This window comes from Cupriavidus sp. GW822-FHT06G04, assembly GCF_058799075.1.
The window spans coordinates 445,825-460,036 of record NZ_JBXALD010000004.1; the positions used below are offsets into that span (position 1 = coordinate 445,825).

Below are 14,212 nucleotides of genomic sequence, written 5' to 3' on the forward strand. Positions count from 1 at the left end.
CAATTCTCCAGATAAGCGAAATGGGCGACGCAAGCCATGCCGCGCCGGCAGGATCGAACCAATAAGAGATTCGATAAATTTTTTCGAAAAGCGAAAAATTCTACCGGACGGATTTCTTCGCAACCCTCGATCTGTATCGGACAAAAGACAGATTTGTTGAGCCTTGGCAGAGGCATCCCCACTTCAGTCGGGGCTTCGCCGATACACGCCCGAACCGGGACACTTCCGACGCAATCACGGGCCATGAAAAAGCCCCGCCTTTGCGGGCGGGGCCGATTGCAGCGCGTGCCAGTGTCTGGCTTGCGAGCGCTTTTCCTGGAACGGGCGAAGACCGGCCGTTGCGGCCGGCCGCGCGCCGTTTACTCGGCGGTGATCTTGCCTTGCTCGATCACATGCTTCCAGCGCTTGAGTTCCTGGTTTTCGAATTCGACGAACTGTTCCGGCGAATTGGCCACGACTTCAAAGCCCTGTTCGCTCAGCTTCTTCTGCATGCTCGGGTCCTTGAGCGCGCTGACGATGGCGTCATGCAGGCGCGTCTTGACGTCGGCCGGCAGCCCCTTCGGTGCGGCCACGCCCTGCCATGAATACACCTCCACATCCTTGACACCGCCTTCGGCCATGGTCGGCACGTTCGGCAAGACCACCGAGCGCTTGTCCGATGTCACCGCCAGAGCCTTGAGCTTGCCGGTGCGGATGTGCTGCAGCACCGCGTTGACGTTCTGGAATGACACGTCGACCTGTCCGGCCAGCAGATCGGAGATTGCCGGCGCGCCGCCCTTGTAGGGGACATGCAGGCCTTCGGTGCCGCTCTTCTGCCAGAACAGCGCGGCCGTCAGATGATCCGACGATCCGGCGCCCGAGCTGGCAAACGACACCTTGCCCGGATTCTTCTTCATGTACGCGACCAGCTCCTGCAGCGATTTGGCCGGAAAGTTCGGATTGGCAACCAGCACATTGGGCGCACGCACAGCGACCGTCAGCAGATCGAAATCCTTGGCCGGATCGTATTGCAGGTTTTTTTGCAGAAATGGGTTGACCGCAAATACGCCGATCGACGCCACCAGCATCGTGTAGCCGTCAGCCGGCGCGCGCTTCACGAACGTCGCACCGATCGCGCCGGTGGCGCCGGGGCGGTTGTCGATCACGAATGGCTGGCCGAGTTTCTCGTTCAGCGGCGGCGCCAGCATGCGCGCGATGGTGTCGGTCGATCCGCCGGCCGGGAACGGCACGACTACCGAAACAGGCTTCTGCGGCCATGCGGCATTCGCGGCCTGGGCCGCGCCGCTGACCGTAATGCCGGCCGCCAGGGCGATCGCCACGCCGGCCAAGCGGCGCAGCATGCTGGAAATACGCGACGCGCGCGGCGCGTGCGAATAAGTGTTGTTCATGGCTTGTCTCCTGCCTGTGTAGGCTTTCTGCTTCTCTGGGAATTGCTTGTGACTGCTGATGATTGCTGGTCAATGCTGGCGTGCCGCCCGAAGCCGACGGCGCGTCATCACACGCCGTCGTCCGGGCGCACTGACGCATGCCGCCGAGGAATCGAGAATCGAGGTCGAATCGAGGTCGAATCGAAGGCGGCTCGATGCTCAGCGCACCATGCAGGGCATCTTGTTGTTGAATTTCCAGTTCGGGATCAGGAACTGCATGGCGATGGCGTCGTCGCGCGCGCCCAAACCTTTTTCCTGATACAGACGATTGGCGCGCGCCAGTGCGTCCATATCCAGTTCCACGCCCAGGCCCGGCGTCTTGGGCACCTGCACCAGCCCGCCTTCGATCCTGAGCGGATTGCGCGTCAGATGCTCGCCGTCCTGCCAGATCCAGTGTGTGTCGATCGCCGTGACCCGTCCTGGGGCGGCGGCCGCCACGTGCGTGAACATCGCCAGCGAGATATCGAAGTGATTGTTCGAATGCGAGCCCCACGTCAGGCCCCATTCCGAACACATCTGCGCCACGCGCACGGAGCCCTGCATGGTCCAGAAATGCGGATCGGCCAATGGGATATCCACCGAATGCAGGCGGACCGCGTGGCCCATCTGACGCCAATCGGTAGCGATCATGTTGGTTGCGGTCGGCAGGCCGGTGGCAGTGCGGAATTCGGCCATGATCTCGCGGCCCGAATAACCGTCCTCGGCGCCGCACGGGTCTTCCGCATAGGCCAGGATGCCGTGCTTGTCGCGACACAGGCGGATCGCGTCGGCCAGCAGCCAGCCGCCGTTAGGGTCGAGCGTGACGCGCGCATTGGGAAACCGCTCGTGCAACGCGACGATGGCTTCCATTTCCTCGTCGCCGCGGAGCACGCCGCCCTTGAGCTTGAAGTCGTTGAAACCGTAACGCTCGAACGCGGCTTCGGCCAGGCGCACCACGCCCTTCGCGTCCATTGCCACTTCATTGCGGATGCGGAACCACTCGTTGTCGGCGTTCGGTTCGGTGCGATAGTCAAGCGTGGTCTTGCTGCGGTCGCCGACGTAGAACAGATAGCCGAGCATTTCCACGGCATCGCGTTGCTGACCCTCGCCAAGCAGCGCCGCCACCGGCACCTGCAAATGCTTGCCAAGCAGATCGAGCAATGCCGCCTCGAGCGCCGTCACGGCGTGGATCGCGATGCGCAGATCGAAGGTCTGCAGGCCGCGACCGCCGGCGTCGCGGCTGGCAAACGCCGCGCGCACCTGGTTGAGGATCGCCTGATATTGGCCGATCGATTGGCCCACCACCATCGGCCGCGCATCCTCGAGCGTCTGGCGAATGCCTTCGCCGCCGGGCACTTCGCCCACGCCGGTGTTACCCGCGCTGTCCTTCAGGATCACGATATTGCGGGTGAAATACGGACCGTGCGCGCCCGACAGGTTCATCAGCATGCTGTCGTGGCCGGCTACGGGCACAACGGTCAGTTCGGTGACCACCGGCGTAGCGCCGATCGGCGTCGCGGTCGCGGTGGCAGGGGCAATGGCGTTCATGAAGGTCGTCTCCGAATCCTGGTAAAGGGGCGCCAGGATCGCTCCCCGAGTATCCAGGCAGCGTCCCGCTGTTGTCATACGCTAATATATTAGCTAGTCGCTGCACTTCCCGTCGCGTGTTGCCGCTGCCCGGAGGCCATAGCGGACCTCTCACAGCAACAACAACGTGTGCGTTATCGGTCGTCGTATAACTTATGGCGCAGTATAATGAGGCCGTCCCCGCGCGGTCAACAATTCGACCGTCAGGGTCATCCCCATACCGGTTTATCACCTGCCACGCCATGTCCAATGCTCCGATGACTTCGCCCGCTCCCCTGCGCCGCCGCGGCCGCACGCTCGCCGAGGAAGTGGTTGGCAACCTGACCGACAACATCCAGCAGGGACGGCTGAAACCGGGCGACAAGCTGCCGACCGAATCCGAAATCATGGCCACGCTCGGCGTCAGCCGCACCGTCGTGCGCGAAGCGCTGTCGCGCCTGCAGGCCAGCGGCTTTGTGGAAACCCGCCACGGCATCGGCACTTTCGTGCTCAATCGCCCGGTGGAAAGCCATTCGCCGTTTCGCATCGATCCGTCGGCCATGGTGACCGCGATGGACGTGCTGGCCATGCTGGAATTCCGCGTGAGCCTGGAAGCCGAAGCCGCCAGCCTGGCTGCCACGCGCCGTACCGACGAGCATCTGCGCGCCATGCGCCGCGCGCTCGACGACATGAAGCGCAATGCCGCGGAAGGCAGCGACGCGGTCGGGTCGGATTTCGAATTCCACCTTTCGATCGCGCGCGCCACAGGCAATCGCTATTTCACGGACATCATGGGTCATCTGGGCACCATGGTGATTCCGCGCAGCCGGCTGCAGGTCAGCCAGCCCGAGCGCGAGCAATACCTCGAGCGCGTGAACTTCGAGCACGAAAGCATTTACGACGCCATCGAGCGCCGCGACCCGGAAGCGGCCAAGGCGTCGATGCGCATGCACCTCACCAACAGTCGCGAGCGCCTGCGCAAGGCGTCCGCCCTGGCCGGATCCCCGGTCTAAAATCATGCGCCCGGCGGCATCACCGGCCGGGCGTCAGCGGTTGCGAGGCACCGCGTGATGTCATATGATGTCTTACGACAAAATCACTACAGCCCAATCCGGGTGGCGACGAGCATCTTGCTGCCCTTTCATTGCGTGACGGTATTCACGCCGTCCCTTTCGGTTTTTCTTCTCCCGCAGGACCCAAGATCATGACGATGACAGGCGAAATGCTGATCGGCGCCAGCGCCGTGCGCGGCACCGAAGACACCTTCCACGGCATCAACCCGGCTACCGGTGAAAAGCTGGAACCGGCCTATCAGGGCAGCACAGCAGCCGATGTCGAGCGCGCCTGCGCGCTGGCCGAAGCCGCCTTCGATACGTATCGCGCCACGTCGCCGGAGCAGCGCGCCACGTTTCTGGAATCGATCGCCACGGGGCTCGAAGCACTCGGCGACGAACTGATCCAGCGCGCGCACGCCGAAACCGCGCTGCCGCTGGCGCGCCTGCAGGGCGAGCGCGGCCGTACCGCCGGCCAGTTGCGCTTGTTTGCGCGCGTGCTGCGCGACGGCCGCTGGCAAGACGCCACGCTCGACAGCGCCCTGCCCGAGCGCACGCCCCCGCGTCCGGACCTGCGCATGCAACGCATCGCCGTGGGCCCGGTCGCCGTGTTCGGCGCCAGCAATTTCCCGCTCGCGTTCTCGGTGGCCGGCGGCGACACCGCCTCGGCGCTGGCTGCCGGCTGCCCCGTGGTGGCCAAGGCGCACCCGGCACATCCGGGCACATCCGAACTGGTGGGTCGTGTCATCCAGAAGGCGGTAGCGGACGCCGGCCTGCCCGAAGGCGTGTTCTCGATGGTGCAAGGCGTGGGCAACGCGATCGGCACGGCGCTCGTGGCGCATCCGGTGATTCAGGCGGTGGGCTTCACCGGTTCGCGCGCGGGCGGTCTGGCGCTGCTGAACGTGGCCAACAACCGTCCGGTACCGATCCCCGTCTACGCTGAAATGAGCAGTATCAATCCGGTCTACCTGCTGCCAGAAGCGCTGGCCGCGCGCGGCGAACAAATCGCGCGCGACCTGGTGGATTCGCTGGTGATGGGCGTCGGCCAGTTCTGCACCAACCCCGGCCTGCTGCTGGCGATCGAAGGCCCGGCGCTGGAGACATTCCGCGGTGCCGCGCATGCCGCGCTGACCGGCAAGCCGGCCGCGACCATGCTGACACCCGGCATTCACCAGGCGTTCGAGCGTGGCGTGGCGCAGCTGTCCGAACTGTCGGGCCTGACGCGCGCGGCGTGCGGCATCGAAGCCACGGGTCCGAACCAGGCGCGACCGGTGTTCTTCGAAACGTCGGCCGACCAGTTCATCGCCGATCACCGCATGCACGCCGAAGTGTTCGGTCCATCGACGGTGCTGGTGGTGTGCAAGGATGCCGACGCGCTCGTGGCCGTCACGCGCATCCTCGAAGGTCAACTGACCGCCGCGGTGCAGGCCGACCAGGGCGACCATGCGCTGGCCGCCCGGCTGCTGCCGGCGCTGGAACGCAAGGTGGGTCGCGTGCTGTTCAACGGCTATCCGACCGGAGTGGAAGTCTCGTTTGCGATGGTGCACGGCGGCCCGTTCCCGGCCACTTCCGATACGCGCACGACGTCTGTCGGCGCCACGGCGCTCGATCGCTTCCTGCGTCCGGTCTGCTACCAGAACGTTCCGGCCAACCTGCTGCCGGAAGCGCTCAAGGACGGCAATCCGCTAAAACTGTGGCGCCTGAAGGACGGCGAGCTCGGCCACGCATAAAGCAGCGCGCACCTCGGCCACGATGCACGAAAAAAAGCGGAGCTTGCGGGCTCCGCTTTTTCTTTTCCATGGGGCGCATCTGCCATGGCGTATGCCGCCGGGGGCGCCATCGGTTCGACCATCATATCGATCCGGAAAGCCCGTTATGGCGGGCAAACTCCAGCGCCCGCCATGCCAGCGCCCTCAGGCGGCGGCGCGCTCGCTTGCAGCCGCGACCGTGGCGGCCGGTGCGATGCTCGCCACAGGCGGCTGGATCACCGGCGCATTGCCGCGCGAGCGGCCGGAACTCAGGTAATCGGCGATCGATTCCTGCGTGACTTCGCCCAGATAGACGCCGTCGCCGTCGATCACCGGCAGCCAGCTGGTGTTGTGCTGGTACATGCGCGACAGCACGATGCGCAGATGCTCGTCGAACGCGGCAGTGGTGGTGAACGTGCGCATCACGTCGGCGCACTGGCCGCCCTTGGTCAGCGCCGCGCGCACGTCCCGGCGCGTCACGTAGCCGAGCGCGCGCTGGGCGTCGTCGACCACCGGCAGGTGCCGCACGTCGGCGTCGTCCATCACGCCGAACGCCTCGGCCAACGGCATATCGGGACGGCAGCTTGGCGGCAGCGTCGCCGCGTCGCCGGCGCGGACCAGCAGCAGGCGCTTGAGCGTGTTGTCGTGCCCGACGAAGGCCTGCACGAAGTCGTCGGCCGGATGGGCCAGCAGCGCATCGGGATGATCGAATTGCACCAGCTTGCCGCCGCGGAACACCGCCACCTTGTCGCCCAGCTTGATGGCCTCGTCGATATCGTGCGAGACCATGATCACGGTCTTACCGAGTTGCCGCTGCATCTGGAAAAACTCGTTCTGGATGCTCTCGCGATTGATCGGGTCCACCGCGCCGAACGGTTCGTCCATCAGCAGCACCGGCGCGTCCGCGGCCAGCGCGCGGATCACGCCGATACGCTGCTGCTGTCCGCCGGAAAGTTCGCGCGGATAGCGCTTGAGCATCTTGTCCGGATCGAGCTGCACCATGCGGATCAGCTCGCGCGCGCGTTCGCGGCACTGCTTGCGATCCCAGCCAAGCAGACGCGGCACGACCATGATGTTTTCCTCGATCGTCATGTTCGGAAACAGGCCGATCTGCTGGATCACGTAGCCGATCTTGCGGCGCAGCGTCACGCCATCGATACCGGCGGTGTCCTCGCCTTCGATGCGAACCGTGCCGGAGGTCGGCTCGATCAGCCGGTTGATCATCTTGAGCGTGGTGGTCTTGCCGCAGCCGGACGGTCCGAGGAAGACGCAGATTTCGCCGCTGGGCACCGTCAGGCTGACGGAATTCACCGCGCGCACTTCGGTACCGTCCTTTTGCGGGAAAGACTTCGTGAGTTTGTCGAGTTCGATCATTGACGGATTCCTTTGGGCGTCAGTGCGCGCTGCAAGGCTTGCAGGCAGACGTCGGCCGCGATGGCGAGCACGCTGACGAGGACGGCGCCCACGGCAAGCTTGCTCATGTTGCTCTGGCTGATCGCCTGGAGGATCAGCACACCCAGACCACCGGCGCCGATGATGGCGGCGATGGTCGCCACGCCGATATTCATGACCACCGCCGTGCGCACGCCGCCGAGGATCACGGGCACCGCCAGCGGCAGGTCGACCAGGCGCATGCGCTGCCAGGTGGTCATGCCGATGCCGCGTCCCGCTTCCTGGATGCCGGCGTCGACATTGGCCAGCGCCGTGTACGTATTGCGCATGATCGGCAGCAGCGAATACAGGAACACGGCGGTCACGGCCGGCACGTAGCCGAGTGCATGACCAAACCGCGCGAAGATCGGAATCATCAGGCCGAACAGGGCGATCGACGGCAGCGTCAGCACGACCGTGGCCAACGCCAGCAACGGCGTCGCCAGAAAGCGGTGGCGCGTGATCAGAATGCCCAACGGCACGCCGATAACGATCGCCATGCCCACGGCGGAGCCGACCAGCGCGAGATGCTCGCCCGTCAGCCGCAGCAGCGTCGGCCAGCTATGGTGAAGATAAGTCAGCAGGTCCATGCGCGGCTCCTCAGATCAGTCCGTGGCCGCGCAAGAAATCGCCGGCCACCTTGTCCACGGGCTGCTGGTTGATGTCGACCTGATAGTTCATGTCGGTCATCGCCGCGTTGTCGAGCTTCGACGACAACGCATTGAGCAGATCCGCCAGTTCCGGATGCGCGTCCAGCGCGGCTTTGCGCACCACGGGCACGGCGTTGTACGGCGGGAAGAAATGCAGGTCGTCCTCCAGCAGCACGAGGTCGAAGCCCTTGACGCGGCCGTCGGTCGTGTAGACCAGGCCCAGGTCCACCTGGTTGTTCTTGAGCGCCGTATAGACCAGGCCGGGATCGAGCTGAATCACGTCCTTGCGCCCGAACGGCAACTGGTAAGCGGCCTTGAGCGGCTCGAGGCCGTCGGGGCGCGCCGCGAATTCCATATCGACCGCGAGCGGATGCTTCGTGTCGTCGCCGTCCTTGCGCATTTTCTCGGCATAGGCCGACAGCGTCCTGATATCGCCCGCGCGTTCCTTCGGCATGGCAAATGCGTAGGTGTTATTGACCTGCGACGGATCGAGCCAGACCAGACCCTTGGCGGCATCGAGTGCCTTGACGCGCTTGTAGCTTTCCGGGCCGTCGAGCTTTTCTTCGACCTTGTTGAACACGATCAGCGCGGTGCCCGTGTAATCCCACACCACATCGAGTTGGCCGGATTCCATCGCCTGCCGCATCAGCGTACTGCCAAGCCCCGACGTCAGCGTCGCGTCGATGCCCTTGGCCTTCAGGTATTGCGTCGTCATCGACGACAGGATCAGCTGCTCGGTGAAGTTCTTGCCGCCGATGCGCAGTGGGCCCGCGCCTTCCTGCGCGCGCGCCGGCGCGGTGGTCAGCAGCAGTGCGGCGAATGCCAGGCCCGCCGCCGCGGCGAGCCAGAACGAACGCCCTTCGGCAAGCAGATTCGCCAGGCGTCTGGTGTTTTCATGTTTCATACGTCGTGCCTCTTGTGTCGTGCCACGTTCAGCGCGCGGCCTATTGCGCCAGGCCGCGACGGCGCAGGTACACGTGGCCGGCGGTGGCGAACAGCGCGTCAAGCGCCAGGGCCAGCAGCGCGGTCGCGGCGGCGCCCAGCAACAGCAGCGGCTGGTTGTTCAGATAGATGCCGGGGAAGATCAATTCGCCGAGACTGTTCGCGCCGATCAGGAACGACAGCGGCACCGTGCCGACATTGATCACGAGACTGATGCGCACGCCGGCCAGGATCACCGGCAACGCATTGGGCAGCTCGACGCGCAACAGCCGCTGGCACGGCGTCATGCCGATACCGCGCGCCGCCTCCTGCAATGCCGGCGAGACGGTGCGCAGGCCTTCGTACGTGTTGCGCACGATCGGCAGCAGCGACGCGAGCCACAGCGCCAGGATCGCCGGGCGCTCGCCGATGCCGAGCACCGCCAGCGCGAGCGCCAGTACGGCCAGCGACGGCACGGTGTTGCCGATATTGAAGACCTGCATCAGGCGATCGGCCCAGCGGCGCATGCACGGCCGGCTCAGCACGATGCCGGCCGGCACGCCGGTCAGCAAGGCCAGCGCCATCGATATCGCCACCAGCCGAAGGTGGTCGATCACGTCGTAGAACAGCCGGTCCTGGTACTGGCGGATGACATCGACGCCGATCCACGCGACCAGTGCGGCCAGCGCGACGGCAACGACACCACCTCCGGCCACGGTCCGGATGGTTTGTTTTGACATATTTCCCCTTCTCCAACGCCGGCCGGAAAAATCGCGCGAAATGCACGACTCTCCACATCCCGGATGCGGAAAACAAAAGGGCCGGCGGAGTCTGTCGATGGGGGTGCCCGCCGGGCCCAGGTTCAGATTGCATTGCCGCCATGACCGGCACGATTGCCGGCGGACGGACTTTGGATGCATCGCCGACGAGGAACGTCAGCGAGGCACCCGATTGATGGGGCCAGGGCGTGATGCCCAAACCCGCGGGTGCGGCGCAACCGGAGAATTTTCCACGGTTGGCCAATGGTGGCGACTGAGGTCCGACAACAGGGGCCGACAAAGATCGACAATCGCCCGGCTTGCGTCAGGCTGGTGTCGTGTCGGACCCGCTTTTGGGTACGGCGCCGCCGGTCAATCGGCCGTTGTCAGATAACGGATCGCGGGGCTTGGGGTGCAGGCCACGCCCTCGCAACTCACGACAACGGATGACAAAGAGATCGCTATTCTACACATCTTCTGCGATCCTGTCATCTTCGGCTTTTCTGCGCCCGATCCGACGGCTATTTCGCCGAAAGCGGCGGCTTCGGACAACGCACCGCGACGGGGCAGATTCACGGAATTTTCCGAGTGTCGGGCCCACGTCGCGGGCCTCTCGAAACGCGCTGCCGCCGTTGCGAATTTCAGCTCAAATCCGCCGAACTCGTTCTGCCGATGGAACGATCTGTTGCCTGACCGCCGTCTACCGCTTTGCTGTCAAACCCTTACATTGCATGGGTAGATCCGATGACTTGCATTCGCGCCGAGTCATCCCGACAGGAGATCCAATCATGACCCACACCCCCACCATCGCCGCCACCGCCACGGAAACCGTCGAGCGCTCCCGCTCGGTGGACCGCGTGGTGCGCGGCATCGCCACCTCGGACGGCGCCGGCGTCAAGCTGACGCGGGTGCTGACGCAGAACCTGCAGCGCCGGCTCGACCCGTTCCTCATGCTCGACGCCTTCGGCACCGACAACAAGGACGACTACATCGGCGGCTTTCCCGATCACCCTCACCGCGGCTTTGAAACCATCACCTATATGCTGGCCGGCCGCATGCGCCACCGCGACAGTGCGGGACATGAAGGGCTGCTTGAAAACGGCGGGGCGCAATGGATGGTGGCCGGCGCCGGCGTGGTGCACTCGGAATTGCCCGAGCAGGAAGACGGCCGCATGGAGGGATTCCAGCTATGGCTGAACCTGCCCGCTGCCGACAAGATGACCACGCCGTGGTATCGCGACATGCCCGCCGCGGCGATCCCGACCGTGGCGCTGCCTTCGGACGGCACGGTGCGCGTGCTGGCTGGCGCGTCGCACGGCGTGGCCGGTGCGATCACCCGGCCGGTTACCGAGCCGCTGTATCTGGACGTGCATCTGCCTGCAGGGCAACGCTTCGCCCAGACGCTGCCGGCCGGCCATAACGCCTTCGTGTATGTGTATCGCGGCGCAGTCAGGATCGGCGACAGCGCCGATGCCGCGGTGGTAGAGGCGCAGCGCATGGGCGTGCTTGACAACGCGGGCCAGTCCGACGGCGTGGTTGTCACGGCAAGCGAAGACGCACGCTTTTTGTTGATCGCCGGTCAGCCGCTGAACGAACCGATCGCGCAGTACGGACCGTTCGTGATGAACACGCAGGAACAGATCTACCAGACGCTGGCCGATTTCCGCGAAGGCCGCTTTGCGACGATTCCTGCCAGCACAGCCTGATTCACACGCTGGCACTGGGGTCAACCCTGACCGCCGCCCTGCCCTCGCCGGCAGCGCGGCGGTTTTTCTTCGTCTGTGTGGTCGGCACGCGACTTGCAATCTGTCTGTAACCGTTGTGGGGCATGGCGCGCCGGTGAAAGTGAGCCGCCAGACCCCCGCGCACTTATATAATTCACCGCATATTTTAGACATCACAGAATCGTGATGATGACGACATGCCGCGCGGCGATGCTGCGCCACGCACAGTCGCTGTCACGTGCCTGATTCAGAAGTCGCTGCCACAACAATACGAGCCGCCTCAGTGACATTACAAACCCCTCCCAGGCTGGCGCTTGCGCATATCACCAAGCGCTATCCCGGCGTCACCGCCAACGACGACGTCAGCTTGAGCGTCGCACCCGGCGAGATCCACGCCGTTCTTGGCGAAAACGGCGCCGGTAAATCCACCCTGATGAAGATCATCTTCGGCGCGGTTCGTCCGGACGCCGGCGAGGTGCACTTCAATGGGGCTCCCGTTTCGATCAACAGTCCGCACGATGCCCGCAATCTGGGCATCGCCATGGTGTTCCAGCATTTCTCGCTGTTCGACACGCTAACCGTCGCCGAAAACATCGCGCTCGGGTTGCCGCCCAAGGACGCGGGCAACATGAAGGATTTGTCCGAGCGGATTCGCGCCACCGCGCAGCGCTACGGCCTGCCGCTGGAGCCGAATCGCCACGTGCATACGCTGTCCGTGGGCGAGCGCCAGCGCGTGGAAATCGTGCGCGCGCTGCTGGCACAGCCGCAACTGCTGATCCTTGACGAACCGACTTCCGTGCTCACGCCGCAGGCCGTGGAAACGCTGTTCGTCACGCTACGTCAGTTGGCCGCCGAGGGCACCAGCATTCTCTATATCAGCCACAAGCTCGACGAGATCCGCGCGCTGTGCCACCACGCCACGGTGATGCGCATGGGCCGCGTCACCGGCACCTGCGATCCGCGCGAGGAAAGCGCTGCGTCGCTGTCGCGCCTGATGATCGGCGGCGAGCCGCCGCGCGAAGTGCGCGTGAGCGCGCAGCCGGGGCCGCTGAAACTGTCGGTGCGCGATCTGTCGATGTCACGCGCGCACCAGTTCGCCACGGAACTGCAGCGCATTTCGCTCGATGTCCATGCGGGCGAGATCGTCGGCATCGCCGGGGTGTCCGGCAACGGTCAGCAGGAGTTGCTGGCGGCGCTGTCCGGCGAGGACGCGCGCACCAGCGGCGCGGCCGTGCATCTGGACGGCCGGCCCGTGGGCAGGCTCGATGCGCGCGCGCGCAGGCGCGCGGGACTGGCCTTCGTGCCGGAAGAGCGGCTGGGGCGAGGTGCCGTGCCGGCGATGAGTCTGGCGTCGAATGTCCTGCTGTCGCACCAGACGCCGCCCTATGTGCGTGGGGGGATGGTTTCGCCGCGCGCCGCCGAAGGGCTGGCCGCCGGCATCATCCAGCGCTTCCGCGTCAAGGCCAGCGGCCCCGGCGCGCTGGCGCGCAGCCTGTCGGGCGGCAATCTGCAGAAATTCATCGTCGGCCGCGAAATCGAAGCCGGCCCGAAGGTACTGATCGTGGCACAACCCACCTGGGGCGTCGATGTCGGCGCCGCGGCCCAGATCCACAACGAAATCCTTGCGCTCAAGGCCACCGGTTGCGCGGTGCTCGTGGTGTCCGAAGAACTCGACGAACTGTTCGCGATCTGCGATCGCCTGCACGTCATCGCCAAGGGTCACCTGTCGCCGTCGATCCCGGTGGAAACCGCCACGCGCGAGCAGGTTGGCCTGTGGATGAGCGGACTCTGGGAAGGCGGTCCCGCCAGCCAGCGCGAGGCGTCCAGCGCGGAGGTGCCGGCTCATGGCTAAGGTGCTCTCCCCTATCGTGCTGGCGCCGCGCGGAGAACCGTCGCGCGCGATGGCGTACGCATCGCCGCTGTTCGCCATCGTGCTGACACTGCTGTTCGGAGCGCTGCTGTTCCTGATCCTCGGCAAGGATCCGGTGGCGGCACTGAAAGTCTTCCTGGTCGATCCACTCAAGGACCGGCGCGCCATCGGCGAAGTCCTGCTCAAGACCGTGCCGCTGGTGCTCTGCGCGCTCGGTCTGTCCGTCTGCTATCGCGCCAACGTGTGGAACATCGGCGCCGATGGGCAACTGATCGCCGGCGGCATCCTTGCCGGCGCCACCGTGTTGTGGTTCGACAGCCCGGGTAACACCACGAGCGGCCCCGCGGTTCTGGTGCTGGCCGCGCTGGCCGGCTGCATCGGCGGCATGGCATGGGCGTCGATCACGGCGCTGCTCAAGGACCGCTTCAACGCCAACGAGATCCTGGTGTCGCTGATGCTGACCTATATCGCGCAGCAACTGCTGCTGTGGGTGGTCAACGGGCCGCTGAAGGACCCCAACGGCATGAACTTTCCGCAATCGAAAGTGTTCGCGTCGATGTTCCTGCTGCCGAACCTGCTGCCTGGATCGCGGCTGCATGTCGGCTTCGCGGTGATGCTGGTGCTGGTGGCGATCATGACGGTGTTCGTGTTCCGCAGCTTCGCCGGCTATCGGCTGCAAGTGGGCGGCACCGCGCCGCTGGCCGCGCGCTATGCGGGGTTTTCGTCGCGCAGCGCGCTGTGGAGCGCCCTGATGATCTCGGGCGCAACCGCCGGCCTGGCCGGCGCGTTCGAGGTGACGGGTCCGATCGGCCAACTGCTGCCGTCGATCTCGCCCGGCTACGGCTTCACGGCGATCATCGTCGCCTTCGTGGGCCGCCTGCATCCGGTGGGCGCGGTGTTCGGCGGCATCGTCATGTCGCTGTTCTATATCGGCGGCGAAATGGCGCAGTCGCGCCTGGGGCTGCCGTCGGCGCTGGGTTGGGTGTTCCAGGGCATGCTGCTGTTCTTCCTGCTGGCCTGCGACACCCTGATCGACAACCATCTGCGCTGGCGCGCACGCGCGGCCTGATGCGGAGCTGACAACAA

The 14,212-nt window shown here is 65.3% G+C and carries 12 protein-coding genes; 5 read left to right on the forward strand and 7 right to left on the reverse strand.

Annotated elements, in window-relative coordinates:
- Positions 1-359: 359 nt before the first annotated feature.
- Both AC1RKI_RS12550 and gudD read right to left on the reverse strand, forming a co-directional pair.
- Positions 360-1,388, reverse strand: a complete 1,029-nt coding sequence (locus AC1RKI_RS12550; protein ID WP_084004282.1) for a Bug family tripartite tricarboxylate transporter substrate binding protein — start codon at positions 1,386-1,388, stop codon at positions 360-362.
- 198 nt (positions 1,389-1,586) lie between these two features.
- Positions 1,587-2,954 carry a glucarate dehydratase gene (gene gudD, locus AC1RKI_RS12555; RefSeq protein ID WP_490714753.1) on the reverse strand — a complete coding sequence of 456 codons (1,368 nt, stop codon included), beginning with the start codon at positions 2,952-2,954 and terminating at the stop codon, positions 1,587-1,589.
- Between the two features lie 281 nt (positions 2,955-3,235).
- Here gudD and AC1RKI_RS12560 point away from each other — a divergent pair, with 281 nt between their 5' ends.
- Together AC1RKI_RS12560 and AC1RKI_RS12565 are read left to right on the forward strand one after the other, a co-directional pair.
- A complete protein-coding gene (locus AC1RKI_RS12560; protein WP_061959879.1) occupies positions 3,236-3,985 on the forward strand; it encodes a FadR/GntR family transcriptional regulator in 750 nt (249 codons plus the stop codon).
- 191 nt (positions 3,986-4,176) lie between these two features.
- Complete coding sequence (locus AC1RKI_RS12565; protein ID WP_492795509.1) at positions 4,177-5,754, forward strand: aldehyde dehydrogenase (NADP(+)); 1,578 nt, start codon at positions 4,177-4,179, stop codon at positions 5,752-5,754.
- 183 nt (positions 5,755-5,937) lie between these two features.
- Here AC1RKI_RS12565 and AC1RKI_RS12570 read toward each other — a convergent pair whose 3' ends face one another.
- From AC1RKI_RS12570 to AC1RKI_RS12590, 5 genes are all read right to left on the reverse strand, one after another.
- Positions 5,938-7,146 (reverse strand): osmoprotectant ABC transporter ATP-binding protein OsmV, encoded by a 1,209-nt coding sequence (locus AC1RKI_RS12570; RefSeq protein ID WP_492795511.1) that lies wholly within the window; start codon positions 7,144-7,146, stop codon positions 5,938-5,940.
- Positions 7,143-7,793, reverse strand: coding sequence for an ABC transporter permease (locus tag AC1RKI_RS12575; RefSeq protein ID WP_061959882.1), 651 nt, complete (start codon positions 7,791-7,793; stop codon positions 7,143-7,145). The genes AC1RKI_RS12570 and AC1RKI_RS12575 overlap by 4 nt, the downstream gene beginning before the upstream one ends.
- A 10-nt stretch (positions 7,794-7,803) precedes the next feature.
- The gene (locus AC1RKI_RS12580; RefSeq protein ID WP_061959883.1) at positions 7,804-8,757 is read right to left on the reverse strand and encodes a glycine betaine ABC transporter substrate-binding protein; all 954 of its coding nucleotides are present in this window, start codon (positions 8,755-8,757) and stop codon (positions 7,804-7,806) included.
- A 40-nt stretch (positions 8,758-8,797) separates the two neighbouring features.
- Complete coding sequence (locus AC1RKI_RS12585; RefSeq protein ID WP_061959884.1) at positions 8,798-9,514, reverse strand: ABC transporter permease; 717 nt, start codon at positions 9,512-9,514, stop codon at positions 8,798-8,800.
- A gap of 390 nt (positions 9,515-9,904) precedes the next feature.
- Entirely contained in the window at positions 9,905-10,108 is a 204-nt protein-coding gene (locus tag AC1RKI_RS12590; RefSeq protein WP_157779632.1) for a hypothetical protein, read from the reverse strand.
- A gap of 212 nt (positions 10,109-10,320) precedes the next feature.
- Here AC1RKI_RS12590 and AC1RKI_RS12595 point away from each other — a divergent pair, with 212 nt between their 5' ends.
- From AC1RKI_RS12595 to AC1RKI_RS12605, 3 genes are all read left to right on the forward strand, one after another.
- Positions 10,321-11,238, forward strand: coding sequence for a pirin family protein (locus AC1RKI_RS12595; RefSeq protein ID WP_492795514.1), 918 nt, complete (start codon positions 10,321-10,323; stop codon positions 11,236-11,238).
- A 301-nt stretch (positions 11,239-11,539) separates the two neighbouring features.
- Positions 11,540-13,108, forward strand: coding sequence for an ABC transporter ATP-binding protein (locus AC1RKI_RS12600; RefSeq protein WP_244786916.1), 1,569 nt, complete (start codon positions 11,540-11,542; stop codon positions 13,106-13,108).
- Positions 13,101-14,195, forward strand: coding sequence for an ABC transporter permease (locus AC1RKI_RS12605; protein ID WP_150979383.1), 1,095 nt, complete (start codon positions 13,101-13,103; stop codon positions 14,193-14,195). The genes AC1RKI_RS12600 and AC1RKI_RS12605 overlap by 8 nt, the downstream gene beginning before the upstream one ends.
- The last annotated feature ends 17 nt before the right edge of the window (positions 14,196-14,212 follow it).